General features: G+C 50.0%; 23 protein-coding genes, 2 pseudogenes and 1 riboswitch. Of the genes and pseudogenes, 14 read left to right on the top strand and 11 right to left on the bottom strand.

All coding sequences use genetic code 11. The features are described 5' to 3' along the window. Positions 1-38 precede the first annotated feature (38 nt). Both G5S52_RS10300 and G5S52_RS10295 read left to right on the top strand, forming a co-directional pair. Positions 39-314 (top strand): YcgL domain-containing protein, encoded by a 276-nt coding sequence (locus tag G5S52_RS10300; protein WP_165013451.1) that lies wholly within the window; start codon positions 39-41, stop codon positions 312-314. A gap of 9 nt (positions 315-323) precedes the next feature. Continuing rightward, positions 324-1,300 (top strand): annotated as a pseudogene (locus G5S52_RS10295) (lytic murein transglycosylase). A 161-nt stretch (positions 1,301-1,461) separates the two neighbouring features. Here the strand turns inward: G5S52_RS10295 and G5S52_RS10290 are convergent. Beyond that, positions 1,462-1,860 (bottom strand): H-NS family histone-like protein, encoded by a 399-nt coding sequence (locus G5S52_RS10290; RefSeq protein WP_165013301.1) that lies wholly within the window; start codon positions 1,858-1,860, stop codon positions 1,462-1,464. 414 nt (positions 1,861-2,274) lie between these two features. Further along, positions 2,275-2,456: riboswitch (Lysine riboswitch) on the top strand. A gap of 89 nt (positions 2,457-2,545) precedes the next feature. On the opposite strand from G5S52_RS10290, the gene G5S52_RS10285 reads away from it, so the two are divergent. Next, complete coding sequence (locus tag G5S52_RS10285; RefSeq protein ID WP_165013299.1) at positions 2,546-4,126, top strand: Na+/H+ antiporter NhaC family protein; 1,581 nt, start codon at positions 2,546-2,548, stop codon at positions 4,124-4,126. A 115-nt stretch (positions 4,127-4,241) separates the two neighbouring features. Beyond that, positions 4,242-4,820: a thymidine kinase gene (locus G5S52_RS10280; RefSeq protein ID WP_046305754.1), complete on the top strand. Its 579-nt coding sequence runs from the start codon at positions 4,242-4,244 to the stop codon at positions 4,818-4,820. Positions 4,821-4,884: 64 nt separating this feature from the next. Here G5S52_RS10280 and G5S52_RS10275 read toward each other — a convergent pair whose 3' ends face one another. The 5 genes and pseudogenes from G5S52_RS10275 to G5S52_RS10255 all read right to left on the bottom strand — a co-directional run bounded on the left by G5S52_RS10275 (position 4,885) and on the right by G5S52_RS10255 (position 9,435). After that, entirely contained in the window at positions 4,885-6,651 is a 1,767-nt protein-coding gene (locus tag G5S52_RS10275; protein WP_165013297.1) for a bifunctional molybdopterin-guanine dinucleotide biosynthesis adaptor protein MobB/molybdopterin molybdotransferase MoeA, read from the bottom strand. Further along, positions 6,648-7,231 (bottom strand): annotated as a pseudogene (gene mobA / locus G5S52_RS10270) (molybdenum cofactor guanylyltransferase MobA). Before mobA ends, G5S52_RS10275 begins: the two are co-directional and overlap by 4 nt. Next, the gene (locus tag G5S52_RS10265; protein ID WP_165013295.1) at positions 7,215-7,916 is read right to left on the bottom strand and encodes an ATP-binding cassette domain-containing protein; all 702 of its coding nucleotides are present in this window, start codon (positions 7,914-7,916) and stop codon (positions 7,215-7,217) included. The pseudogene mobA and the gene G5S52_RS10265 overlap by 17 nt, the downstream one beginning before the upstream one ends. A gap of 8 nt (positions 7,917-7,924) precedes the next feature. Further along, positions 7,925-8,626: an ABC transporter permease gene (locus G5S52_RS10260; RefSeq protein WP_002542119.1), complete on the bottom strand. Its 702-nt coding sequence runs from the start codon at positions 8,624-8,626 to the stop codon at positions 7,925-7,927. Next, positions 8,626-9,435 carry an ABC transporter substrate-binding protein gene (locus G5S52_RS10255; protein WP_165013293.1) on the bottom strand — a complete coding sequence of 270 codons (810 nt, stop codon included), beginning with the start codon at positions 9,433-9,435 and terminating at the stop codon, positions 8,626-8,628. Before G5S52_RS10255 ends, G5S52_RS10260 begins: the two co-directional genes overlap by 1 nt. Positions 9,436-9,765: 330 nt before the next feature. Here G5S52_RS10255 and G5S52_RS10250 point away from each other — a divergent pair, with 330 nt between their 5' ends. Continuing rightward, a complete protein-coding gene (locus tag G5S52_RS10250) occupies positions 9,766-11,145 on the top strand; it encodes a sigma-54-dependent transcriptional regulator (RefSeq protein ID WP_165013291.1) in 1,380 nt (459 codons plus the stop codon). Positions 11,146-11,163: 18 nt separating this feature from the next. Beyond that, positions 11,164-13,200 carry a sensor histidine kinase gene (locus G5S52_RS10245; protein ID WP_165013289.1) on the top strand — a complete coding sequence of 679 codons (2,037 nt, stop codon included), beginning with the start codon at positions 11,164-11,166 and terminating at the stop codon, positions 13,198-13,200. Between the two features lie 18 nt (positions 13,201-13,218). Here the strand turns inward: G5S52_RS10245 and G5S52_RS10240 are convergent, their stop codons facing one another. Further along, complete coding sequence (locus G5S52_RS10240; RefSeq protein ID WP_165013287.1) at positions 13,219-14,118, bottom strand: substrate-binding domain-containing protein; 900 nt, start codon at positions 14,116-14,118, stop codon at positions 13,219-13,221. Next, positions 14,111-14,941 carry a formate dehydrogenase accessory sulfurtransferase FdhD gene (locus tag G5S52_RS10235; RefSeq protein WP_165013285.1) on the bottom strand — a complete coding sequence of 277 codons (831 nt, stop codon included), beginning with the start codon at positions 14,939-14,941 and terminating at the stop codon, positions 14,111-14,113. The genes G5S52_RS10240 and G5S52_RS10235 overlap by 8 nt, the downstream gene beginning before the upstream one ends. A 190-nt stretch (positions 14,942-15,131) precedes the next feature. Between G5S52_RS10235 and G5S52_RS10230 the strand changes: the two genes are divergently transcribed. From G5S52_RS10230 to G5S52_RS10195, 8 genes are all read left to right on the top strand, one after another. Beyond that, positions 15,132-15,584 carry a DUF3305 domain-containing protein gene (locus G5S52_RS10230; protein ID WP_062662628.1) on the top strand — a complete coding sequence of 151 codons (453 nt, stop codon included), beginning with the start codon at positions 15,132-15,134 and terminating at the stop codon, positions 15,582-15,584. After that, on the top strand, positions 15,574-16,164 hold the full coding sequence (locus tag G5S52_RS10225) for a DUF3306 domain-containing protein (RefSeq protein ID WP_165013283.1): 591 nt from the start codon (positions 15,574-15,576) through the stop codon (positions 16,162-16,164). Before G5S52_RS10230 ends, G5S52_RS10225 begins: the two co-directional genes overlap by 11 nt. A 181-nt stretch (positions 16,165-16,345) precedes the next feature. After that, positions 16,346-18,058 carry a 4Fe-4S binding protein gene (locus G5S52_RS10220; protein WP_438590718.1) on the top strand — a complete coding sequence of 571 codons (1,713 nt, stop codon included), beginning with the start codon at positions 16,346-16,348 and terminating at the stop codon, positions 18,056-18,058. Between the two features lie 10 nt (positions 18,059-18,068). Then, a complete protein-coding gene (locus G5S52_RS10215; RefSeq protein ID WP_165013281.1) occupies positions 18,069-18,683 on the top strand; it encodes a TorD/DmsD family molecular chaperone in 615 nt (204 codons plus the stop codon). Positions 18,684-18,741: 58 nt separating this feature from the next. Then, positions 18,742-18,951 carry a twin-arginine translocation signal domain-containing protein gene (locus G5S52_RS10210; RefSeq protein WP_062662623.1) on the top strand — a complete coding sequence of 70 codons (210 nt, stop codon included), beginning with the start codon at positions 18,742-18,744 and terminating at the stop codon, positions 18,949-18,951. 21 nt (positions 18,952-18,972) lie between these two features. Next, positions 18,973-21,828 (top strand): formate dehydrogenase subunit alpha, encoded by a 2,856-nt coding sequence (locus tag G5S52_RS10205; RefSeq protein WP_165013279.1) that lies wholly within the window; start codon positions 18,973-18,975, stop codon positions 21,826-21,828. A 14-nt stretch (positions 21,829-21,842) separates the two neighbouring features. Further along, positions 21,843-22,448: a formate dehydrogenase FDH3 subunit beta gene (gene fdh3B, locus G5S52_RS10200; RefSeq protein ID WP_165013277.1), complete on the top strand. Its 606-nt coding sequence runs from the start codon at positions 21,843-21,845 to the stop codon at positions 22,446-22,448. A 51-nt stretch (positions 22,449-22,499) separates the two neighbouring features. Continuing rightward, complete coding sequence (locus G5S52_RS10195; RefSeq protein ID WP_165013275.1) at positions 22,500-23,498, top strand: formate dehydrogenase subunit gamma; 999 nt, start codon at positions 22,500-22,502, stop codon at positions 23,496-23,498. A 69-nt stretch (positions 23,499-23,567) separates the two neighbouring features. Here the strand turns inward: G5S52_RS10195 and arsJ are convergent, their stop codons facing one another. Genes arsJ through G5S52_RS10180 form a run of 3 tightly spaced genes read right to left on the bottom strand, consistent with a single transcriptional unit; the run spans position 23,568 to position 26,197 of the window. Continuing rightward, positions 23,568-24,788, bottom strand: a complete 1,221-nt coding sequence (gene arsJ / locus G5S52_RS10190) for an organoarsenical effux MFS transporter ArsJ (protein ID WP_165013273.1) — start codon at positions 24,786-24,788, stop codon at positions 23,568-23,570. Between the two features lie 53 nt (positions 24,789-24,841). Next, positions 24,842-25,843, bottom strand: a complete 1,002-nt coding sequence (locus G5S52_RS10185) for an ArsJ-associated glyceraldehyde-3-phosphate dehydrogenase (protein WP_165013271.1) — start codon at positions 25,841-25,843, stop codon at positions 24,842-24,844. 12 nt (positions 25,844-25,855) lie between these two features. Then, positions 25,856-26,197: a metalloregulator ArsR/SmtB family transcription factor gene (locus tag G5S52_RS10180; RefSeq protein WP_165013269.1), complete on the bottom strand. Its 342-nt coding sequence runs from the start codon at positions 26,195-26,197 to the stop codon at positions 25,856-25,858. Positions 26,198-26,264 lie beyond the last annotated feature (67 nt).

The following is a 26,264-nucleotide window of genomic DNA, read 5'->3' as shown; positions in this document are numbered from 1 at the left end:
GTTTGCTGCAAACTGACATGAATAGTGAGAGGTACAAGGTGTATTGCGCAATTTATAAGAGCACGAAAAAGGAATCGACCTATCTTTACGTAAGCCGTAAGGATGATTTTTCAGACGTGCCTGAACAATTGTTACAAAATTTCGGGAACCCGCAGTTCGTTATGATGGTCAACTTAGACAAGCGCGAAAAGCTGGCAATTGCCGATATCAATAAAGTACGTGAAAACCTTAAAAACGATGGATTCTATCTGCAGCTTCCACCTGCACCAGATGCGGCGCTGCAGCATATTCGACAAAAAAACACCAAATTATAAAGGAGCGCTATGCGTAAGGGATTAATCTCGATCCTCATTGGGGCTGCGTTATCTTTGTCTGCACCAGCTATGGCTGAGAAGCAGAGCTTTGACAGCTACGTTGAGGGTCTGAAGAAAGAAAGTGTGGAAAGAGGTTATGACGCCACACTGATTGAACAGGCATTCAGTAACCTGAATTACCGTGAGCGAGCGGTAAAAGCAGATCGTAATCAGCCAGAAAAACGTTTAACTCTGGACGAGTATATTCCGCGCGCAGTGCCAGATTGGAAAGTAGCGCAAGCGCGAGATCTATATAACAAGCACTACGATGATTTAAAGCGTATCGGTGAAATATACGGTGTTCAACCGAGGTTTCTTGTCGCCTTGTGGGGTGTAGAAAGTAACTTCGGTAAGTTCACTGGTAACTTCAACGTGATTGAAGCGCTATCAACCATGGCCTATGACGGTCGCCGTGAAGCCTTTTTCCGCAATGAGGTTTTTGAAGCCCTCTCTATTTTGCAGCAAGGTCATATAGGCATCGATGAATTTAAAGGCTCTTGGGCTGGTGCTATGGGACAGTGTCAGTTTATGCCAAGTTCTTTTAATGCCTTTGCAGCTGATGGCAATAATGACGGCAAAAAAGATATCTGGAATTCTAAGCCTGACGTGTTCGCTTCTTCTGCTAACTATTTAAAGAATGCGGGATGGAATGATGAATATACCTGGGGGCGCCAAGTTATCATTCCAAAAACCTCGACAACGATTTGTCAGGTTTGAGTCAGGATAAAGCAAAAACTTTGGCTGAATGGCAAGCACTTGGCGTACGACGTATGAATAATGCTTCGCTGCCTAATGTCGACATTAAAGCGTGGCTAATTCAACCTGATGATGAATATGGCAGAAGCTATTTGGTTTATGGCAATTATCAAAGCCTGATGAAGTGGAACCGCTCTCACTACTTTGCGCTCGCCGTGAGCCACTTAGCCGATCGTATTAAATTTGGCTGAGATAAGTAGCGAATAGGAAAGCGCGCGCTATGCGCGCTTTTTTGTATCTGGTCTTTGCATGTGGAGTTTTGAGAGGCATCGTTTTACCTCAGACAAAAAAAGGAGCAAACTGCTCCTTTTCGTAATGCTGCTTTTCTATCGTAGTATTAGACGTAACCCAATTAGATCAGGAAGTCTTCTACTTTACCGCCAGCTTCAATAGCATCTTTGATAACTTTTGGTGTACGACCCTGACCAGTCCAAGTTTTTTCTGAACCGTCTACGTCAGTGTATTTGTATTTCGCTGGGCGTGCTGCACGCTTAGATTTTGGCTTAGTACCGCCAAGCGTTGCCAGAAGTTCTTCTGGATCAATACCGTCTTTGATCAGCATTTCACGATATTTCTCAAGCTTCTCAATGCGCTCTTTTTCCGCTTCACGTGCTTCTGCTTCGGCTTCTTCACGCTCGCTAACTACTGCTTGTAGTTTTTCCAGCGCTTCTTGTAGTTGTTCCAGAGTAAGTTCACGCGCAACGGCACGCAGGCTGCGCAGGTTTAACAATACTTTCAGTGCATCAGACATTATGCCAATCCTATTCTCTCGTTATGTAATATTTATTGCTTCACTAAGAGTAGCAAGAATAAATAATTCTTTGCAATATTTAATAAATAAGTTTCCCGCTTATTAGATATCTATTTTAATTAAAGTGCAAATTTAATATTAATCTGCCCTTTGATTTCATAGAAAACCCCTCTTTAATCGGTAGGCTGTACAATAAACCCGTCATACTTGTGTGAGTTTATGTGCGGAAAGAATAACCAAATCGTAAAATGTATCCAGTTTGTAACCATGTTGAGCTTGGTGTGTAAAACTTTTTATCTTTGTATTGCAAATAGACCAATGTCACATAAAATACGCTAGCTTTATGCTCAAACGGGCTTACTTTGTATATGTTTACGGTGCAAAAACCGTCAATCGTATAAAAAGGTTTGAGTTGATACACGTAGAGGTGCGCGGTTTATCAGTAGTTTGTCTTAGGGTGATGCCAGTGAGGACAAATGAAAGGAGATAGCGCCGAAGCAGAATGTCGCTTATCTGGGGACTCTGCTGGGGTTGTGACCGAACAGGCACAACACTGCCATAGTATTGGGATTTAACTATGGAGCGCTACTGTAGGATTTAACGATGTGTATAACCGTTGTCTTCGTTCAGTCTGGTTTTCCATTTCTGCAGTAGATCTCCAACCGAATAGGTTGATATAGAGATCATGAATTTAGTCGATTTTTCTTCTTCTTCTCTTTCTTTGCTCCCCGCCATTTTGGCGTTGGGACTGGCTATTGTCACACGCCGCGTTTTGCTTTCATTGGGGCTGGGTATTCTGTCCGGTGCATTTTTGCTCAACGATTTTTCCATTTCCGGCACTGCCTCTTATCTTGGCAACCTGATTAAGGGACTGTTTATTTCAGATGGCAGCATTAACTCATGGAACATGAGCATTGTTGCCTTTCTTCTTTTGCTGGGTGCAATTACGGCATTGCTGACGCTTTCTGGCGGTACACGTGCATTTGCGGAATGGGCACAGAGCCGCGTGAAAAGCAAACGCGGCGCGAAACTGTTGGCGGCTTTCCTTGGTGTGTTCATCTTTGTGGATGATTATTTTAACAGCCTGGCTGTCGGTGCCATCAGTCGTCCGGTAACTGACCGTTTCCACGTTTCCCGTGCGAAACTGGCTTATATCCTGGATTCAACCGCGGCTCCAATGTGCGTCATTATGCCCGCTTCAAGCTGGGGGGCGTACATCATTACTGTGATTGGTGGCATCCTCGTTAGCCATGGTGTGACGGAATACAGCCCACTGAGCGCATTTGCTCATATGATTCCGATGAACTTCTACGCGATTTTCGCATTGCTGATGGTATTCGCTGTGGCTTGGTTCCAGATGGATGTGGGCCCGATGCGTCGTTTTGAGTACCAAGCTTCTACAGGCAGCCGTCTCGGTGACGAAGAAAGTGGCCATGAGCCAATTGATGACGAACTTGGCATTGAAGAAAGTGAAAAAGGCCGAGTATCTGATTTGGTTGTGCCTATTATCGTCCTTATTGTGGCGACCATGTCTTGGATGGTTTACTCAGGTGCACAGGCGCTGGAAGCCGACGGTAAAGCATTCTCTGTGCTGGGTGCATTTGAGAACACAGATGTAGGCATGTCACTGCTTTATGGTGGTGCGATGGGCTTGCTATCAGCGCTGATCACTGTGGCAAAACAAGGTTTGGCGGTTTCTGATATCACCCGCACCACATGGATTGGTGCGAAATCTATGTTTGGTGCCATCCTGATCCTGTTCTTTGCATGGTCAATCGGTAGCGTAATTGGTGACATGGCGACCGGCAAATTCCTGTCGACCCTCATTCAGGGCAACCTGCCAGTTCAATTGCTCCCAGTGCTGTTGTTCCTGTTGTCAGCGGCGATGGCTTTCTCCACCGGCACATCTTGGGGTACCTTCGGTATCATGCTGCCAATCGCGGGTGACCTTGCAGGCGCAACAGATATCGCGCTGATGCTGCCGATGCTGTCAGCGGTTCTGGCGGGTGCGGTATTTGGTGACCACTGTTCTCCGATTTCAGATACCACCATTCTGTCTTCAACAGGTGCTCGCTGTGGCCACATCGACCACGTTGCGACTCAGTTACCTTATGCTCTGGCTGGAGCACTGATTGCAGCTGTGTCTTATTTGGTACTGGGTTTCACGGATTCACTGAGCATTTCCCTGCTGGCAGGTATGTGTGTGTTCGTCGTGGTGTGTGCGCTATTTGGCTGGATGTCACGTCGACCGGGTAAGCTGGCGTAGACGATTCTCTGAGCCTCCGATTTCGGGGGCTTTTTTCTTGTAACGCGCTTTGCGCCGCTTTTACCGTTCTCCATTTTTCGGTAGCATTCGTCAGTCTTAATTTCGGGAGAATTCCATGGCCCAGCTGTACTTCTATTACTCTGCGATGAACGCAGGTAAATCCACCACGCTTTTGCAGTCTTCGTTTAACTATCAGGAACGCGGCATGAACCCGCTGATTTTTACCGCTGCAATCGATGACCGTTATGGTGTGGGTAAAGTCAGTTCTCGAATTGGTCTTCAGGCCGAGGCCCAACTCTACTCTCCGAAAGACGATATCTACGCAGCTGTTTGCGATATCAACGCCAACAATAAAGTGGATTGCCTTCTGATTGATGAATGCCAGTTCCTGACCGAAAAGCAGGTTTATCAAATCACTGAAGTAGTCGATAAACTGCGTATTCCTGTGCTTTGTTATGGTCTACGTACCGACTTCCGTGGTGAGCTGTTTGAAGGGGCGAAATACCTGCTGGCATGGGCAGATAAACTGGTAGAGCTAAAGACCATTTGTCACTGTGGCCGCAAAGCGAACATGGTGATCCGCACCGACGCAGAAGGCAATGCTATTGCTGATGGCGATCAAGTCGTGATTGGTGGTAACGACAGATACGTGTCAGTGTGTCGCGTGCACTACAAAGAAGCGCTGGGTAAATAAAATTAGCCGAAAATTGATAAAAAATGCCGCTGAATTCAGCGGCATTTTTTTGGGTTTTGTAAGTTTAGAGCCTTGAGACGAGAGGAATGATATTAACCCGATCACCCACTTCTGCGCTCTCCACTTCCGGTGACACCTCAATCAGGCAGTTTGCTTCATGCATCGAGCGCAAAATGCCCGAGCCCTGCGAGCCCGTTGAACGCACTTCAATTTGACCGTTAGCGCTGATGGAATAAATACCGCGGGTGTACTCTGTACGGCCGAGACGGGAGCGGATTTTCTCTTGGGTCACAGCCGAGAAACGCTGAGGTTGCCAGTTCACATCACCCTGCATTTTACGAATGGCAGGTTCTACAAACTGCAGGAAGGTCACCATAACCGCTACTGGATTACCCGGTAAGCCAAAGAAAGGTGTATCGCCTAACTTGCCGAAGGCGAGAGGACGACCTGGACGCATATTTACGCGCCAGAAGTTAATATCCCCCAAGGCATCCAGCACGTTCTTGATGTAATCCGCATCACCGACTGAGACACCACCGGAGGAAATCACCACATCGGCTTTTTCCATCGCCGTGGTCAATGTGTTTGTCAGTGCTTGCTCACTGTCTTCAATAATGCCCAAATCAAGAATTCGGCAACCGAGGTTTTCCAACATGCTGCGAACAGTAAAACGATTGGCATCATAGATGCAGCTTTCTCTGGCGGTTGTTCCGGGGGCCTGCACTTCATCACCGGTTGAAAACAGAGCAACGGTGAGAGGCTTGTAACACTTGGCTTCATTGAAACCCAGTGATGCCATCATACCCACAGAGGCGGCATTGAGGCGGGTGCCCGCGTAAAATACTGCAGTACCTTTTTTGAGGTCTTCGCCAGCCTGACGCACATTTTGTCCGGGACGGATGGCACCTTTTCGGGTATCGAACATCACCAAATCGCCGTCCATCGCAGCTTGCTCTCGCATCACGACAGTGTCAGCGCCTTCGGGAACAGGCGCGCCTGTCATGATGCGGACACACTCGCCTTTTTGCAGTGGTATGCCAAGACCATGACCTGCATAAATTTCCCCGACAATCTGATAGCTGTCGCGCTCTAAATCGTCACTGCGAATCGCGAAACCGTCCATGGCTGAGTTGGTGCTGGAAGGGACATTGACCGGCGCGATAACATCTTCTGACAAAACCCGTCCAGATAAAGACTCCAATGGGTGAACTTCGCTGGACGTTGGCTCATCAATGGCTGCTAAAATCTTTTCTCTTCCGGCATCTACAGAGAGCATAGTGGGGGATAAGGAATCACAGGTGGCTGTCTGTGCTTTGTGGCCTTCCATCCAGCGCAGGATAAAACCGCAAATTGCCGGTACATCATTAATGTCTAGCGTTGGCAAATCCGAATCTGGGTTGCTGTCGCAGGCAATCGCAATGATGTTTTTATCTTCTTTGTGAAGCCACTGCTTCGCGAGCTCATCACGGCGAAGTTCGATTTTTGGGAAGCTCTCGTGCTTAAAGCCCTCTACAAGAACAAGGTCGGCGCGGTTTTGGTCAAGGCGGCTGAGCAGTTGGTTGAGGGTATATTCTTCTTCCGGTGTTTCTGTCATCAAGGCATTGCGATTGCGCGAGCTGATCAGCATTTGGGAGGCGCCAGCTTTTCTTAGGCGATAACTGTCTTTACCCGGTTTATCGACATCAAACTCATGGTGCGCATGCTTTACCATGGCAATGCGCACGCCCGACTCCACTAACTGCGGAAGGAGCTTTTCAAGCAGGGTGGTTTTACCTGTACCACTGAAGGCGGCGAACCCAAGTACAGGTAAGGAACAGTTGGAAAGACTCATGAAAGCGCCCCGAATTTTTCCAGCTCGTCAGGTGTATTCAGATTAATGAAGGCATCATGCTCATCACTGAAATCGACGAATTCTGTCTTACAAATGTCGTAGAGCAGAACGATTTTACGGTCACCGTTATTGAGGAAGTTTTCCAATCGCTCAAACACACTGCGTTTGTACATAGTCACCACTGGCTGGACGGATTCGCCATCATGGGCGACCACAATTTCGGTATCATCAGAGATAGTTTGATACATCTTTCCAGCAGGTTATGAGGCAGGTTAGGGCAGTCACAAGGTACGAAACCGTACCACTCACTGTCTAATTGAGCCATGGCAGCATGGATGCCACCTAAAGGTCCGGGAAAGCCCTCGAAAACATCACTGAAAACCTGTCCGTATTGTGCGTAGGTTTCCTGATTGCGGTTGGCATTGACCGCGACATGCGCGCCTTGTTCGGTCAGGCGGTCGTGAACATAATCGATGAGAGGTTTGTTATTCAGGGTCACAAGGCCCTTGTCTTTTCCGCCCATGCGGCGAGCTTGGCCGCCGGCAAGAATGACCCACGTGGTTTCAGGAAGCGACTGCATGGTTATCCTTGTTGATTAAGTTAAGTTTTGGCTTATGGATCAAGCGCTGGTTTTCGATTGACCAGCGCTGATTGCAACAAGCAGTTAGCGAGTTAGGGTGATGGCTGGTGATCACCAGACTTGAGCCACGATCTAACAGATCTTCGACCATGACCTTCTGTGCTTCGATGGCATCAGGGTCAAGGTTGGCGCAGGACTCATCCATCAAAAGGATAGAAGGGTTTAGCGCCCAGGCGCGAGCCATCGCCACTTTTTGTTTTTCACCGCCGGAAAGCACGGAGATATGCTCCCGGCTCAGGCTTTCCAGCCCAATCATTCGCAAGGCCTGCATTGTAAGCTGGCGGCAGGTCCTTTGACAGAAATGCCTGCCTTTCAGACCATAAGCCACGTTTTCAGCAACAGTACCGTCGAAAAGATAAGCGGCTTGGTGCATGTAGATAACACCGCTTTGCCCGGCGAATCCTGCCAGACGTTGCATCAGTGTCGGTTTGCGGAGGTTCAAAATGCCGCTGGTTGGTTTTTGGATACCAGCCAGCACTTTAAGCAAGGAGGTTTTGCCGATGCCATTTTGCCCGGTGAGATAGATGGCATCGCTAGGGGCGATTTTCAGCGAAGGAATATGGAACAGAAGTCTGTGCTTGTATTTCACCGACAGGTCGCTGGCTTCCAGTGTAATCTGACTCATCCTTGCCCCTAACTTGTTCTCAGGTGACCGTTACCACGCGCGTAACTAATGAAAAAATTCATCGTCAGCGCGAGGATCAACAAAACCATGCCCAGCGCAACGCCTTGAGCAAAAGCCCCTTTTGACGTTTCAAGCGCAATGGCCGTGGGGATGTTTCTTGTGTAATTCAAAATATTGCCGCCGACCATCATGGAACAACCCACTTCCGTGATAATTCGGCTAAATGCTGTGATGACAGCTGCCAGCAATGGGAAGCGAATTTCCCACATCAGTGTCAGCATGGCGCGGGGGATAGAAGCGCCCAGCGTGTAGGCGGTTTCCCAAGCGCGGCGATCGCTGTTTTGAAAGGCGGCGTGCATCATGGCGATCAAGATCGGCATCGCAATTAAAATCTGTCCGAGGATCATGGCTTTTTGGGTAAAGAGCATTTTCCAGTCGCCCATTGGGCCAGCTCGTGAAAGCATCATATACAGCAGTAGGCCGATGACCACGGTAGGAACAGATTGAAGGGTGTTAACCAATGACAGCACCACCCATTTACCGGGAATATCCCAGTACGCAAGTGCAAAGCTGATGAGAAGGGCGGGTAAAATCACCAGCCCGATAGCAAATAGCGATACGGAAAACGATACCCCGACAATACCCCATAGTGTTGTATCGCCACTAAACAGCAAGGTAACTGCCTGTCGGGTTGTTTCCAGCATATCCATTAGCCAGCATCCGCCACGAATAGTTGTTGGCCGTTCACTTTAAAGCCATTAATCATGGCTTGAGCCTTTGGATTCACCAGCCAATCACTGAAGACCTTCGCCCCTTCGTAGTTCATGTCTGGGTAACGGCTTGGGTTAATCAAAATCACTTGGTAAGGGTTAAAAAGACGCTTGTCGCCTTCCACCAACACTTCCATATCCAGCTTGCTTTCATACGCTAACCAGGTACCACGGTCAGTCAGTGTGTAGCCCTGCATTTCATTCGCCATGGTCAACGTTGGCCCCATGCCTTGGCCGACTGCTTTATAAGCGCCAAATTCAGGACGTTGACCAGCCTCTTCCCATAGAAGCAGCTCTTTCTTATTGGTACCTGAGTCATCACCGCGGGAGATAAAATCAGCATTTTTCGCCGCAATCTCATTAAATGCGGCGGCGACGTCTTTCCCGCCTTTTACACCTGCAGGGTCGGACAATGGGCCAACCAAAACGAAATCGTTATACATCAGGCCGCGAGGCAGAACGCCAAAACCTTTGTCGACAAATTTAGCTTCAGCATTTGGCGCATGCGTCATGACCAAATCGACATCGCCATTTTCTCCCATTTTTAGTGCTTTACCTGTGCCAGCAGCAAGGATCTGGACTTCGTAACCAGTGTCTTTTTTAAACTCTGGTAACAGATACTCCAGTAATCCTGAGTGATAAGTACTGGTGGTAGTGGCCAGTCTGATGAGCTCCGCGGCATTTGCCGTTAAGGAAAGTGTTAAGAAAGTGATGAGCGCAAATAGATTCGAGATTTTTATGGATTTCATTATGTCTTCCTGACGTTTGATTGCTTTTCTTGTTTTAAGGTGTTACCTCGCCCACTAGGGATGGGGCGAATTGTGGACACTGCAACAAAAATGCCAAAAATTGAGCGCGTGCATTTAAGCGCATAAATAATTGAAAATTAAATAGGTTCGTCACAGTTCTGCGATCTGATGACCAGCTTTATATACATGATTCATTTAAGGCTTTGTTGGACTGAGTCAAAATGTCGCATGTATGATGTTTGAATCGGTATGCTATCGATACATACCCAACGTGCTGATTCCTCAAGCTGTTTGGGTACACCTGATACGAATACGAAGGCTTTTGACTGAATGAAGGACGCATTACAGCAATTCGGTTTCTCCGCGCTTGTCGTCGACGACGAACCCGGCATGCGCGCAATCTTAAATAAAGCACTCTCCAAGAAGCTTACTCAGGTCGAAACGGCCTCTTCATTGGAAGAAGCTGAAGGGTTAAGACAGCGCAATCATTTCGACTTATTGATTGTCGATATCAACCTGCCCGGGCGATCTGGTATCGATTGGCATGAAGCCTTCACGGATGATGAGCGTCGCAGCGACATCATTTTCATGACAGGTTATGCGGAACTCGAAACTGCCATCAAAGCCCTTCGCGCTGGCGCCTCCGACTTTATTCTCAAACCCTTCAACCTTGAACAAATGCTGCAGTCGGTTCAACGTTGTCTCGACAAACGCATGATGGAGCGACGCAATGTCGCCCTGCAACGCGACGTCGCCCGCTCGTTTCCAGTCGATATCATTGGAGATGCGCCAAAAACCCTCGCGATGCGAGAGATGGTCTCTCGCCTTGCTCCTTCACCCGCAGCAGTGTTGATTGAAGGGGAGTCAGGGACTGGTAAAGAGCTAGTGGCACGCGCACTGCATTCATTAAGCGGGAGGAGTGGTCCTTTTGTTCCGCTTAACTGTGGTGCTATTGCACCTGAGCTTTTGGAAAGTGAACTGTTTGGTCATGTATCTGGTGCATTTACAGGTGCGCGCAAGAGCAAGGATGGACTCTTTAGGGTTGCGGATAAAGGGACGCTTTTCCTCGATGAAATCGGTGAAATGCCACTGCCGATGCAGGCTTCTCTACTCCGAACTCTTGAACAAAAAACCATTCGTCCCGTCGGCGCCGAGCGGGAAGTACAAGTGGATGTGCGTATTGTCGCGGCGACCAACCGAAACTTGCAGGAAGAAGTGGAAGAAGGGCGATTTCGAAAAGATCTCTACTATCGTCTGAATGTACTTTCCGTCGAATTACCTCCGCTTCGAGAACGTACTGAAGATATCGGATTATTGCTCAATCATTTCTCCGAAACACTGTCGCGGGAAATGGGTTTGAAACCTGTGGTGTGGTCAGCGGAAGAATTGACTGCAATGCAAGGCTACGACTGGCCGGGCAACATTCGTGAGCTCAAAAACACCGTTGAAAGGGCGGTACTGTTGGGCAAACCAGATCTGCAACACTGGAGCGACGGAGAATTGCCAAAAGCCTCCGCCAGCGGAGAAACACAAGTCGTGACAATCTGCGAAGATGGCTATCCGCAAGAATGGCAATTAAAAGACGTAGAACGCGCGCACATCGAAAAAGTCGTCGATGCACACGAAGGCAATAAATCTGCCGCTGCGCGACAACTTGGCGTTGCAAGAAAGACATTGGAGCGAAAATTTAAAGAGTGGAACGACGAGTGAAATGATGGAGCGTAACGGATGAAATGGTTCACTAAATGGCGACAGCGTTTTCGCACTATGGTGCGTTATCGCCTCTTGGTGCTGACATCTGTTCCTATCATTATTACTCTGCTTGCGCTGATTGCTCTTACCATGTACTGGACCTTGGCGTATTCCTGGAAAAGCGCATTGGCGGGTGTGAACGCTGACCTTGCGGTCGCCAGTAACAGTATGGAAGTGTTACAGCGCGAACAGCGACTGCAATTGAATGCCATCGCAGACTCCTACGATTTCCAAATACAAATCGAGCGCGACCCGAAACGTATTTTCTCATGGGCCCAATCCCGGGCGGATAAATACGGTGTCGATTTTCTTGCCGTGTATCCGGCATCTCAGATAGACAGACTCCCGCTAACATTACGCCAGCCCTTAATCGAGGGTCGCGAGCGCACTTTCTTTCAGGTGATGTCGGACATTGAACTGGAAGCAATTACGCCGGACTTATCTTCACGTGCGGAGATTCCGCTTCTCAATGAGCAGGTGATTGAATCCCGAGGATTGATCAGCCGAAGCTTACTCCCTCTTTTCAACGAGGCGGGCGAACTAGAGTGGATCATTGATGGCGGCATATTGCTGAATAACAGTACTGAGCTGGTGGACAGAATTCGTGACCTTGTTTTTCCAGAAGGCACGCTGCCGGATGCCAGCGTAGGAACCGTCACCCTGTTTATGGACGATATCCGCGTCAGTACTAATGTGCCTCTCGATTCCGATAACAAGTTTGGTCGTGCTATTGGTACCCGTGTTTCGGATGAAGTGCGAAAATCCGTACTCGAAAATGGCGATGTGTGGGTCAACCGTGCCTACGTTTATGATGCTTGGTACATCTCGGCGTACAAGCCAATCCGAGACTTCAATAACCGGGTGATTGGCATGCTGTACACGGGCTATCTCGAATGGCCATTGATCTCCCGTTACCTCACTAACTTGGTGGAATTAGGCTTTGGCATTTTAGCGACTTTGTTCGTGACGGGGTTTTTGGTGTATCGCGGTGCGAAGGACCTGTTCCGGCCCATTGAGCGTATTCACCGTGTCGTGCGTCTGGTGCGCTTTGATCAGGATGCACGCATTGGCAAGCTGGGGCTGGACCCGCAGCATGAACTCGCGATTCTTGCCCGTCAGTTCGACACCATGCTCGATCAGCTCAAGCAGCAAAATGAAGCCATTCGACAGAATGCTTTGGAGCTGGAAGACAAGGTCAAAGAGCGGACAGCCAGTCTTCATGAAACCACCGAAGAACTCCGCCAGAACATCACCTTGTTAGAACAAACCCGAAGTAAGCTGCTACTAAACGAGAAGCTTGCTGCTCTGGGTGAGCTGACAGCGGGGATTGCACACGAAATCAATAACCCGACTGCGGTGATCCTTGGCAACATTGAGTTAATGGAATACGAGTTGGGCAAAAACGCGACGTTGGTGTCCGAAGAAATGAGTGCGGTCTTGGAGCAGATTGACCGTATTCGCAATATCACCCGGAGCTTACTCCAATACAGCCGCCAGGGTGGGGTGCAGGATGAAATCACCTGGCAGCACGTCAATCCAGTGATTGAAGAGAGTGTCACTTTGGTTCGTTCGGGAACCAAGAAATCTGATGTGGAAGTGGTGACAGAGCTAAACGCCAAATGTTGTGTGGAGATTAACCGCCATCAGCTTTTGCAGGTACTGGTGAATCTGCAGATGAATGGCGTTCATGCCATGAATGACAGAGGTAAGCTGGTGGTGCGTTCTTCTGATTGGTTAGATGAGAACGGCAATCCCATCGGGGCGACCATTTCTGTGCAGGACTTTGGTTGTGGCATTGCCAATGAAAACCTCACCAAAATCTTTGACCCTTTCTTCACCACGCGCCGCTCAGGAACTGGGCTTGGGCTTGCGGTAACCCATGGCATCGTCAGCGGTTTGGGCGGCGAGATTAAGGTGGAATCTGAGCTTGGCGAAGGCACTACGTTCACGCTTTATCTGCGTGAGAAAATCCAGACCGATGATGAAATCACTTCGCTGCAGGTGATGGAGTAAGGGTAAATATGTGGGCGCTTAGCCAGCCGCCCACATTTGCTTGCCAGCATGTTGAAGGTTGTAACCGCCGAACTGCTCACTTTGTTTGACGATCTCCTCGTCATCCAGATGTTGCATTAGCTGCTGAACCAAAGAGCGGAAATAGATGTTTTTCGGGATGACCAATTCAAAGGCTTCATTAGCAATGGGATGAAAAGCAAGGCCAAATTCTCCCGCGGCACTTTGGCTACCAAATCCAATGTCAGCCGCCCCCCGTGCAATCGCAGACCCTAATTCCCGCTCATTCAGACATACAGTGACCGTATTGAGCATGTTGGTGGTAATACCGTTTCTGAATAGCCATTCTTCCATCGCCCGAGCACTGCCAGCGCCGCCTTGACGACCAGCCCAGCGCCATTCTTTTCCTGTGAAATGGTGCGGGTCGTTCAATTGCTCGGCGAGTTCAGGGCGAACAATCAGACCTTGTTGGCGCTCGAAAGCATGGAGTAACACCCAGTTTTTGTGTCCGGCATATTGTTGGATAAGTGCAGGGTGGCGGAGCTTGGCTTCCTCGGCATTTCCCCAATGAATCGCGCAGATATCGACGTGGCCTTTTTCCAGCATCGACAATCCCTGTTTGGTGCCTGTGGCGGTGTAGCCTACCAATGCCGTGCTTCCCAATGCGTTCGCCATTTTGCTCACAATGTGTTGCAACAAAGGGTCGTCAGAGCCTGCAATCAAAAGTCTGTCACTGAATACGCCATTGTGGCTGGATTCCAGCAGCCATCGGTCAAGCAAGCTTTTTGGAAAAAGCCATTTGCCTGTGACCTTGGTGGCCGGAAGCACGCCATCATTGGCCAGGCTGTAGACCTTCTTCTCGTTCAGGTCTAGATACTCTGCAACCTGACGGGCATTCATGAACTCCGGAAATTCACTCATCTGATCCACATTTTACATCGAAGGCGATGTTCTCTGCGCCATTGAATACTTGAAAACGATGGCCTTTAGCGCGGGCAATCATGGTAATGCCAAGTTGTTTTGCAAGGTCATAACCCATCTGTGTCACGCCCGAGCGAGAGAGCAATACAGGAATCCCCATTTGCGCCACTTTAATCACCATCTCTGACGTCAACCGCCCTGTGGTGTAGAAGACTTTATCTTCGCCAGTTTCTCCCTTCAACCACATCTCGCCTGTCAGGGTATCAACTGCATTGTGACGGCCAATATCTTCGACGAAAGAGAGAATTTCTGTGCCTTTACATACCGCACAACCGTGAACAGCGCCTGCCGCTTTGTAGGTGTCATTATGGTGAGTGAGCGCTTCCAGCAGGCCATACAGGGAAGATTGGGTAATGCGGTGCTCGGGCAGTTTTAGGTCTTCGAGCTTTTTCATCACGTTGCCAAACATGGTGCCCTGACCGCATCCCGATGTGACGGTTTTCTTGGAAAGCGTCTCACCGATATCGTCGTTTTGCTCTGCGGTAACCACAGCAGCGGATTGGGTTTCCCAATCGATGATGACTGAATCCAGCGCGTCGGCATCGTTAATCAACCCTTGGTTTTTCAAATACCCCAATACCAGCATGTCCGGGCGGGCACCCAAGGTCATCAGGGTCACGATTTCCTTCCAGTTGAGATAAACCGTCAAGGCGCGTTCGCAGGCAATTTGCTTGGTCATGGGTTCGCCATACTCATCGAACACTGTCACATCAATGGTTTGAGGAATGTCGGTCTGGGTTTGAATAATTTTTGGTTGGGTCATTTACCCGGCTTCCTTTTGGGTGTGTAAGAGACACGAAAACTGAACATCATCAGCAAAGTTAGCAATTCCCGTTCCAAGCCAGCAGAGCAATCCGGTCGCTGGTATGTGTTTTGCTTCATGGGGTTAGAAAACCAGACTTCTCCGTGCCTGCGGTAGCGTTTTTGAAGCCTGGAACCTCAAGGAGTGATGTGTGACGAAAATAATAAAAGACCCTCAATACTGGCTAATGCAATTTGACCTGGAAGCCACAGAGGTTGATGTCGGTCGCTGGAAAACTAAGCGCTGGTCTATCGCGAACCTGAACCTGCCCCGTACGGAGGAAGAGTGTTCAGGGGAACAGATTTCCTTGCCTTTAGAGCTATTTAAAGACGAACGCACGGACTATCGGTTTAACCTCAGTTCCCGTGATCCCCACCTCTTTTTTATCTTCGAAGTCGAAGACGATGAATCCCTAAAACCCCTGAAAGTTACAGCATCGCAGACCAACGCAGCCAGCTTTATGGATGGCGATTATCTGGTGCAGTCTGTGCCTATGCCATTACCTGTTCAAGCCTGGATGGAAGCCTTTATTGGTCGTCATGGCGAGCTGCTCGAAGTACGAAAGAAGAAGCGCAAAGGCGCGGGGAGGGCGAGTGGCAACTGATTCCTTTTTGCACCGTTGGTCCAAGCGAAAGCAGGAACAAAACAGCGCCGAAGATGAGAAGCCGCCAGAGACTGAGTGGGTTGAGGACGATGCCGGGCTGGTGGCCTCCGAGGCTACGGCTGAGCCTGAAGAATCAGAGCTTCCTCCACCGTCCATGGACGACGTTGAGCGCTTGAAAGAAGGGGATTCCGCTGCAGCATTCCTGGCGAAAGGTGTGTCCTCACAGGTGAAGAAAGCGGCGCTTCGCAAGCTATTCCACAGTGATGCTTACAACGTGCTTGATGGCATGAACGACTATGACCTCGATTACTCCAAAACTGCCAACCTCAGTGCGGAAGTGGCTGAATCCTTGAGAAAGTGGACCAAGGAAAAGCTGGAAGAAGCAACCGAGGAGAAGCCGGAAGACGAAGCGTTGGCTCAGGAAACCCCAAGCGATCAACCGGTTAATGAGGACAGTCTCAAGGAATTACCAGAAGGTGAGACAAAAAGTACCCATGAGGAATTAGGGGACAATTTGTCTCATTCTGAGGGACAAAATGTCCCAATAGAAAGTGTGGATAAGAATTTGGACGGATCCTGACTCCGTTTAGGTCATTTTTCTTCCTTCAAAGCTGGTTCGCTACTTGCTGTAACAGAAGTGTCTTACTTGAAGTCGTAGCTAAACCCCTGTTCAGCAACGCTAAACGGTATAAAGCCAGCCTTGAAGAACTCTCGCATTGAAGCAGATTAACGCCGTTTGCCGGCTAGGGACGCAGGTGTTTATGGCTACACAGACAACAGCAATTGAGAATATGTCGACGGAAAATATCACAACAACACTCAATCAGTATCTAGAAAAACAAACAGATACCAACGGATTGGCCAGACTGCATGCTCTGAAAAGCACAGTCACGTTAGGAAACCTTATCCCGCCTACGGTGAGCTTTGAAAGCTGTGGGCTTGCTCTCGTTGTGGGAACGGCTGAAGCAATGTCTACTTTCAGTCAATTAATCGCAGATGATATCCGTGATCGCGTTGTGCTTCTTTGCAATGAAGCGGGCGCGACATTATCGAACCCTTCAGAGGGTCTTGCATTGTTCTACGGCAGCGACGTGAGCATCGAAGGTTTCTTAGGGGCTTTTCAAGTCACCTTGAAGCGAAACGCAGCGCCGCAAAATCTGGCGAAAATTGCGTTCGGGCGTGAGCATTTTGACCTGATCGTCGACCTCACTGAAAACGGTATCCATGCAGCCCAATTGCCTCCTCTGGGATATCACGCTGTCGGGCGTGGCTTGGTGTCTGCAGAAGAAGCGTTAGCGGCGATATCTGAAACGGTAGGAACCTTCGACAAGCCTAAATTCTTCCGTTTGGACAATGAGCGTTGTGCTCATGCATCCCGTGGCCTTGAAGGCTGCACCCGTTGCATCGATGCCTGTCCTGCCGACGCACTAAGTTCAATGAATCAAACCATCACCATCAATCCCTACTTGTGTCAGGGGATGGGCTCATGTGCAACGGCGTGTCCTACAGAAGCCATCAGCTACGCCTTACCTGATCCGGAAAATACCCAGCATTTTGTCTTCGACCTGATTCAAGGTTACCGTCAACAAGGTGGTGAGGTTCCAGCAATCCTTTTCTACGCCGAAGCGGATGAAGACGCTTTGGTTGATGCCATATCAGTGCTGCCGAACAATACCATTCCAGTCCGACTGGAAGAGCTGGCCTCTGTCGGTTTGGACACCTGGCTGAGCGCATTGGTTTACGGTGCTTCTCAGGTGATACTGGCCATGGCGCCAAACCTTCACGCTAAAACACGTCATGTGCTGGAGCAGGAACTTGCGGTATCTGCTTCCTTCCTTAGTGACCTCAACATCGAACCAGACCGCATTGCGCTGAAAGCTGTCGACTCACTTTCTTCACTCACTCAATACTCTAATGCGCTGCTCTCTCATACAGAGAAGCTCACTGGCACCAAGCGCGAGAAACTGAGCACAGCGTTGGATCTTCTGGCTGCGCAATCTACCCAAAACCTGACAACCACACCTGTGCCTCAAGGCGCGCCTTACGGTCGCGTTAATGTCAACACCGATGATTGCACCCTTTGTATGGGGTGTGTGGCGGTATGTCCGACTGAGGCGCTTTCTTCCATTGGTTCTCGCCCAGGCATGACCTTCCGAGAGCAGGATTGTGTGCAGTGTGGCCTTTGTGAGTCCAGCTGCCCTGAATCTGTCATCACACTGGAGCCTCGCTTTAACTGGGAGACAGAATCGCGTCAGCAGCGTGAAACCGTTTATGAGGAAGAAGCCGCGGAGTGTATCAGCTGCGGTAAACCTTTCGCACCCGCTTCCATGATCAATATGTTGATCGAAAAACTGCAAAACCACAGCCATTTCCAGGAAGACGCCATCAAGCGCCTCTCCATGTGTGAAGACTGCCGGGTTCGCGACATTGTCGCTGACATGATGGATAACCCGGACAAGCAGATGAAGGTGTAAGGAGGCGGATATGGCTATGCAAGAGACTATCAACATTGAAGACGTCACGAACGAAGAAAACCAGATTCGCCAGAACATCTACAACTTGCTGGCTCATCTTTTCAGGCAAGCGCCCGATCAGGATGCGCTCAACTGGCTGGCCACGTTGGAAGTGGAAGGAGATGAGCAATCTCCCGGCATGGCAGCAGCTTGGTCTGTCCTGAAACTTTCCGCCAGCAAAACGACGCCGATTCAGGCTGCAGATGAATACCAGCTTCTGTTTATCGGAGTAGGTCGTGGAGAGGTGATGCCTTTCGGTTCCTGGTATCTCACTGGCTCACTGATGGAGTTGCCACTGGTGTCGCTGCGTCAGGATCTTCGCCGTCTGGGTTTTGAACGCCAACAGGACACCAAAGAACCTGAAGACCACATCGCCGCTTTACTGGAAGTCATGGCCATGCTGGTGGAAGAAGGTGATGTTCCGGAACAGAAAACGTTTTTCAACCGCCACATCGCGCCTTGGTTTGAAGGCCTGTGTGACGACACCAAACGCGCAGAAGCTGCTGTGTTTTATACCGCAGTGGCTGAGCTCGCCAAGCAGTTTCTAACGATAGAGAAAATAAGCTTTACCCAGCGCCCTTGGTAATACCGCACAGCAGGAAAGCGGGCACAAAGCGCTGACAAAAAGTACAAGGAGCAATGTGATGTCAGAAAACAAGAAAGAAACCGGAAAGCCAGATGGTTCGCGCCGTCAGTTCCTTAAGGGACTGGGTGTGGCTGCAGCGGCTGGTGCTGCTGCTTCAACCGTCAGCGGAGCTGCGCAAGCTGAAGTCACGGTGAAGACACCGGAGCAGGAAGAAACCTCGGGCTATCGCGAAACGCAACACATCCGCGATTACTACGATTCCCTCTAACCCAGCAGATGGAGTAAGACGATGAAATTGACGAAACGCTCTGACGCCGTCAGCAAGGATGAAAAGCAGCTGGGTGTCTCCCGCCGTACCTTTATGCGCAATTCCACGCTGGCAACGGCGGGTGGTATTGCCGCTGCTGGCATGTTTGCACCGGGCATGATGAAAAAAGCCGAAGCAAAAGATGTCGACCCGAATAAACCGGTAGAACAAAAGCGTACCATCTGTTCGCATTGCTCAGTGGGTTGTGGTGTGTATGCCGAAGTGCAGGATGGTGTTTGGGTAGGCCAGGAACCCGCCTTCGACCACCCATTTAATGCGGGTGGCCACTGTGCGAAAGGTGCAGCCCTTCGTGAACATGGCCACGGTGAACGCCGTTTGAAATACCCAATGAAGCTGGTTGATGGCAAATGGCAGAAAATCAGTTGGGATACTGCCATCAATGAGATTGGCGATAAGTGCCTGGAAATTCGCAAGCAAGCAGGCCCGGATTCGGTTTACTTCCTGGGGTCAGCCAAGCACAGCAACGAGCAGGCTTACCTATTCCGCAAAATGGCATCGCTGTGGGGCACCAACAACGTCGACCATCAGGCGCGTATTTGTCATTCCACCACAGTGGCAGGGGTAGCGAATACCTGGGGTTACGGTGCGATGACCAACTCCTTTAACGACATGCACAACTGTAAGTCGATCCTTTTTGTTGGCTCTAACCCTGCCGAAGCGCACCCAGTCGCGATGCAGCATATCCTCATCGCGAAAGAGAAAAACGGCTGTAAGATTGTGGTGGCCGACCCACGTCGTACCCGCACTGCCGCGAAAGGCGACCACTTTGTATCACTGCGCCCAGGCACAGATATCGCGTTTATCTGGGGTCTGCTGTGGCATATCTTCGATAATGGCTGGGAAGACAAAGAGTTCATCCGTCAACGTGTATTCGGAATGGATGAAATTCGCGAAGAAGTCGCGAAATGGCCACCGGAAGAGGTGGAACGCGTCGCTGGCATCAACCGTGATGACATGTATAAAGCGGCAAAAATTCTGTCTGAGAACCGTCCGGGTTCTGTTGTCTGGTGTATGGGTGGTACCCAGCACACCACAGGTAACAACAACACCCGCGCATACTGTGTACTGGAACTGGCACTCGGCAACATCGGCAGATCCGGTGGTGGTGCGAACATTTTCCGCGGCCACGACAACGTGCAGGGTGCGACCGACCTCGGCGTACTTTCGCACACGCTGCCGGGTTACTACGGCCTTTCAGACGGCGCGTGGAAACACTGGTCAAAAGTCTGGGATGTGGATCTAGAGTGGGTGCAGGGTCGCTTTGATCCAAACTCCTACAACGGTTCAAAACCGATGAATACCAATGGCATTCCGGTTTCCCGCTGGGTGGATGGTGTCTTGGAAGACCCAGAGAAAATGGCGCAGAAAGAAAATATTCGCGCCATGTTCTACTGGGGGCACGCCGTAAACTCCCAAACCCGTGGCCCAGAAATGAAAAAAGCCATGGAACAGCTGGATATGATGGTCATTGTCGACCCATACCCAACGGTTGCGGCAGTCATGAACGATCGTAAAGATGGTATCTACCTTCTGCCATCGACCACACAGTTTGAAACCTACGGTTCGGTGACTGCATCCAACCGTTCACTGCAATGGCGAGATCAGGTGATTGAGCCGCTGTTCGATTCCAAGCCTGACCACACCATCATGTACTTGCTGTCGAAGAAACTCGGTTTCTCTGATCAGCTGTTCAAAAACATCGCGGTCCAGAACGACGAGCCAAACGTTGAAGACATTACCCGTGAATTCAACCGGGGCATGTGGACGATTGGCTACACAGGCCAAAGCCCAGAGCGCATTAAAGCGCACCAGCAAAACTGGCATACCTTCCATAAAACCTCGCTGGAAGCAGAAGGTGGTCCTGTTAACGGTGAAACCTATGGTCTGCCTTGGCCTTGTTGGGGCACTCCGGAAATGAAGCACCCAGGCACCCATATTCTTTACGACACGTCGAAAGAAGTGGCGAAAGGTGGCGGTAACTTCCGCGCGCGCTTTGGTGTCGAGTTTGAAGGCGAAAGCCTGCTGGCCGTTGATAGCTACTCGAAAGGCTGTGAGCTGGAAGACGGCTATCCAGAGTTCACCGACAAGATGCTTAAGCAGCTTGGATGGTGGGACGATCTGACCGCAGAAGAGAAAGCGGCTGCTGAAGGTAAAAACTGGAAGACCGACTTGTCTGGCGGTATCCAGCGTGTGGCGATAGCCCATGGCTGTATGCCATTTGGCAACGCGAAAGCCCGTGCGATTGTCTGGACTTTCCCTGACCGTGTGCCACTGCACCGTGAGCCGCTTTACACGCCACGCCGCGATCTGGTGGCTGACTATCCGACTTGGGATGACAAAGCCGATATCTACCGTCTGCCAACGCTGTATAAATCCATTCAGGATCAAGATGTTTCCGGCGAGTACCCCATCATTCTGACTTCCGGCCGATTGGTGGAATACGAAGGTGGTGGTGAAGAGACACGCTCTAACCCTTGGCTCGCCGAGCTTCAACAGGAAATGTTTGTGGAAGTGAATCCGGTTGATGCAAACAACCTGAATATTAAAGATGGCGAAGACGTCTGGGTTGAAGGTGCAGAAAAAGGCCGCGTGAAAGTGAAAGCCATGGTCACGCGTCGTGTGAAAGAGGGCATGGCATTTATGCCATTCCACTTCGGCGGTAAGTTCGAAGGCAAAGATCTGCGTCCTAAATATCCTGATGGTGCTGACCCTTACGTGGTAGGTGAGGCGGCGAATACCGCGACAACCTATGGTTATGACCCGGTTACCCTGATGCAGGAAACCAAAGTCACCCTTTGTAAGATCAGCGCAGCGTAAAAGGAGCAGACGTTATGGCTAATATGAAATTTCTATGTGACACCAAACGCTGCATTGAGTGTAACGGCTGTGTCACGGCGTGTAAGAACGCAAACGACGACGCGGTAACCTGGGGGACCCAGCGTCGCCGAGTGGTCACTTTGAACGACGGTGAGCCGGGTGAGAATTCCATCTCTGTTGCCTGTATGCACTGTACGGACGCACCTTGTATGGCAGTTTGCCCTGCAGACTGTTTCTACAGAACGGAAGATGGCATTGTCCTGCATAACAAAGATACCTGTATCGGTTGTGGGTACTGCCTGTTTGCCTGTCCGTTCGGTGCGCCTCAGTTCCCGAAAACCTCCGCATTTGGCGAACGCGGTAAAATGGACAAATGTACTTTCTGTGCAGGTGGTCCCGAGCCTGATGGTTCTGCGGCAGAGCGCGAGAAGTACGGCGCGAACCGTATTGCTGAAGGTAAGCTTCCACTTTGTGCGGAGCTTTGTTCTACCAAGGCACTGCTTGCCGGTGATGCGGAAAAAGTGTCTGCCATCTTCCGCCAGCGCGTGGTAGAGCGCGGTGCGAAAGGCGCAGGTTGGACGAACGGCGACGACCTCGCCTACGATGCCACCAAAAGCTGATTAGCATGAGAGACTGCGGGGCATTTGCTCCGCAGTATCGGGAGGAGAAATATGTTTAGAACATTGCTCGCCATGCTAATGGTGATAGCAAGTGTCTGGTCCCCGTTTGGCTTCGCTGAAGAAGGCTCAAAGGCGGATCCCCAGAAAGAAATGGTGCAGTTGGCTGGTGCTGAATTTTGGAAAGAACTCCGTGCCGGTGACTCGGGCTATACCACGGCACCGGGTGCAGAGGCGGGTCAGCTTATCAATGTAAATGGCGAACGCTGGCGTCAAATCCGTAATGAGTGGATCAGTCCGCTTGGTCTGATTTTCCTTAGTGTATCAGCAGCCAGCTTGTTGTTGTTTTACCTGTGGGCTGGGCGCATAGAGTTATCGCACAAGCGCACTGGCAAAAAGGTGATGCGCTGGACACCGTTTGAGCGCGCCATGCATTGGTTTACCGCCATCAACTTCCTGATCTTGGGGTTCAGTGGCGTGCTCTTGCTCTACGGTAAGCACTTTATTAAACCTGTGGCGCCTGAAGCAGTTTGGGGTAGCATCATCTATGCGGCTAAAGTGTCGCATAACTATCTGGGTCCGCTGTTTGTGCTCGGACTGCTTTGTATGTTGGTGAAGTGGATGAAGAACAATTTCATCAACAAAGTCGATATTGAATGGTTCAAGCAGGGCGGTGGTATCTTGCCAAACGGTAAACACCCGGATGCAGGTTTTTGCAATGGTGGCGAGAAGATCTGGTTTTGGCTGCTGGCAACCGTTGGTGTGGTGGTCTGTATTACTGGTCTGGTGATGGATTTCCCACTCTTTGGTCAAACCCGCGAGGATATGCAGATTGCAAACCTGCTACACGGTATCGCTTCTTTGGGTTTGTTCGCTGCTGCATTAGGGCACATCTACATCGGTACAGTAGGTACTGAAGGTGCGCTTGAGGGCATGGCAACAGGCTATGTAGATGAGAGTTGGGCGAAGCAACACCACAAACTTTGGCTGGACGAAGTGCAAGGCCAAAGCAATGCTCAAACGACAGAAGCGAAAGAGCAACAAAGTACCTGACGGTTTGGCAAGTAGACGAAAGCCCGCAAACGCGGGCTTTTTTGTGCTTATTGCAAAGGTCAACAGCCCCTAGATGATAGACTCGTTTTTGGCCGTAGGCAGCCAAAACGAAATCACTGTGGTTGTTGCGAGGAAAGCGAAAGACACCCAGAGACATGCTGCAAACCCCCAGACCTGGAAAACCCACCCTGAGAGAATGGTACCAATCAAGCGTCCCATCGCGTTCGCCATGTAATAGAAACCCACATCCAGCGAAACGCCGTCACCTTTTGCATAACTAACAATCAGATAAGAGTGCAGTGAAGAGTTCACAGCAAAAACAGCACCGAACACCATCAAGCCAAGAATGATAACGGTTTCTGGATACCACTGTTGTTGAACGCTGACGGCGATGATCCCGGTGACGACAGAAAGCAACAGCGCCCAATAAATCGCGGCTTTGCCATCCGGCGTTTTACCAGAAGCTTTGCCTGTGATCTTCGGAGCAATCCCCTGAATAAAGCCATAGCCAATCACCCAAGTCGCTAGAAATGCGCCGACGGCACTGTGATCCCAGCCAAAAGTGGTGCCGAGATAGATGGGAAGGGCAATCACAAACCACACATCACGGGCACCAAACAGGAACATACGTGCCGCAGACAGAATATTTACACTGCTGGATTTCGAGAAAATCTCTGAAAACTTAGGCTTGGTTTTCGCTTTGCCCATGTCCGACTTCAGGAACAGCAGACTGCCGATAAATACCAACAGCAACACACCCGCCATCGCGGCAACGGCATACTGGAAGCCAATCAGGGAAAGCAGTGCGCCACCTAAGAAGAAACCGGCACCTTTCAATGCGTTCTTAGATCCTGTGAGAATCGCAATCCACTTGTAGAGTGCGCCCTGTGCATCTTCAGGAACCAGCGTTTTGATTGAGCTCTTGGCGCTCATTTTATTGAGGTCTTTGGCAATACCGGACATGGCTTGCGCTGCCATTACCCAAGGAATACTGAGCCAAGCTGTCGGGACTGCCAGCATGGCGAGCGCGACAATTTGCATGCCGAGACCAATGTTCATAGTTCGGTTGAGACCCAACCTTGCACCGAGCCAGCCGCCAACCAGGTTGGTCACCACACCAAAGAATTCATAGAAAAGAAAGAGTGAAGCGATTTCCAGACTGGAGTAACCCAGGTCATAAAAATAAAGCACCACCAACATGCGCAGGGCACCGTCAGTGATGGTGAAATTCCAATAATTGAATGTCACCAGCATGTACTGACGAACGTGGGAATTTAATTGAGACAGCATAACAACTCGCCCAAAAAAGAGCTGCGTTTGCAGCTCTTGATGTTTTTCTGTGTTTACGCTAGACCTACTTTGCGAACCAACTCTGCGGTGCGCGTAGCGTAGCCCATTTCGTTGTCATACCAGGCGTAGACTTTCACCATGCGCTTGCCAACAACCATAGTAGAGAGGGCATCAACGATGGTAGAACGCTGGTCGCCTTTGTAATCGATAGACACCAGTGGACGCTCTTCAAAGCCAAGAATACCTTTCAGCTCGCCTTCAGACGCTTCTTTCAGCAGGGCATTCACTTCTTCTGCGGTAGTGTCGCGCTTCACATCGAAGATGATGTCAGTCAGAGAGGCATTCGCCAGCGGAACACGGACTGCGTGGCCGTTAATTTTACCGTCCAGCTCAGGGAAGATTTCAACGATAGCTTTCGCAGAACCTGTAGTGGTTGGGATCAAACTCATGCCACAGGCGCGCGCACGACGAAGGTCTTTATGCGGTGCATCCAGAATGGTTTGGGTGTTGGTGAGATCGTGAATCGTCGTGAAAGCAGATTGTTCGATACCCAGTTTCTCGTGAATCACTTTCACTACAGGAGCGATACAGTTGGTGGTGCACGATGCCGCAGTCACGATACGGTGGATTTCTGGGTCGAAGATGTTGTCATTGACGCCCACAACAATGTTGGCAACGCCATCTTCTTTCACGGGTGCAGAGACAACAACGCGTTTAACGCCTTGCTCCAGGTATTGATTCAGAAACTCGGATTTACGGTGTACACCCGTTGCTTCGATAACAACGTCACAGCATGACCAGTCGATATCACTGATGTTCTTTTGCTGTGTCGTGCGGATGGTTTTGCCATTGATCAGCATGGCATCGCCATCGTTGGTGACTTCGTGATGCCAGCGACCCTGAACAGAGTCGAACTCCAGAAGGTGAGCCAGAGTTGCTGTATCGCCAGCGACATCGTTGATTTGAACAAACTCAAGTTCAGGCCAGTCGAATGCGGCGCGAAGTGCCAGACGGCCGATACGGCCAAAACCATTAATTCCTACTTTAATAGACATCTCAATTTTCCTCTAAACACAGCACTCTGGGCGAGATTTCATCTCCGAGAGACGCTGGATATCTTGCTGGTATTCTTGTTTAAGGCAGTTCGAATCGACCAGCCCTTGAATTTGTTTGCGCATCCAACCGGGAAGTTGGTCAGACAGACGGTAAAACACCCACTGACCTTGGCGGGTATCCAAAATCACGCCACTTGAGCGAAGTTGTGCCAAGTGTCGGGAGATCTTTGGCTGGCCCTCGTTGAGTGCTTCCGTTAGCTCGCCCACGCAGATTTTTTCTTCCCGCGCGATGAGCAATAAACATCTCACGCGGGTTTCATCTGCGAGCAGTTTGAAAAACTGATGAGGTAACATTTGAATATCTCCATATGCGAATATCCATATATTAATTTCATCAAAGCAGGAGTCAACAATAGAAAAG

This window comes from Grimontia sedimenti, from assembly GCF_011045095.1.
GTDB classification, from domain to species: Bacteria; Pseudomonadota; Gammaproteobacteria; order Enterobacterales; family Vibrionaceae; genus Enterovibrio; species Enterovibrio sedimenti.
This window is presented reverse-complemented; position numbering and strand designations above follow the sequence as displayed.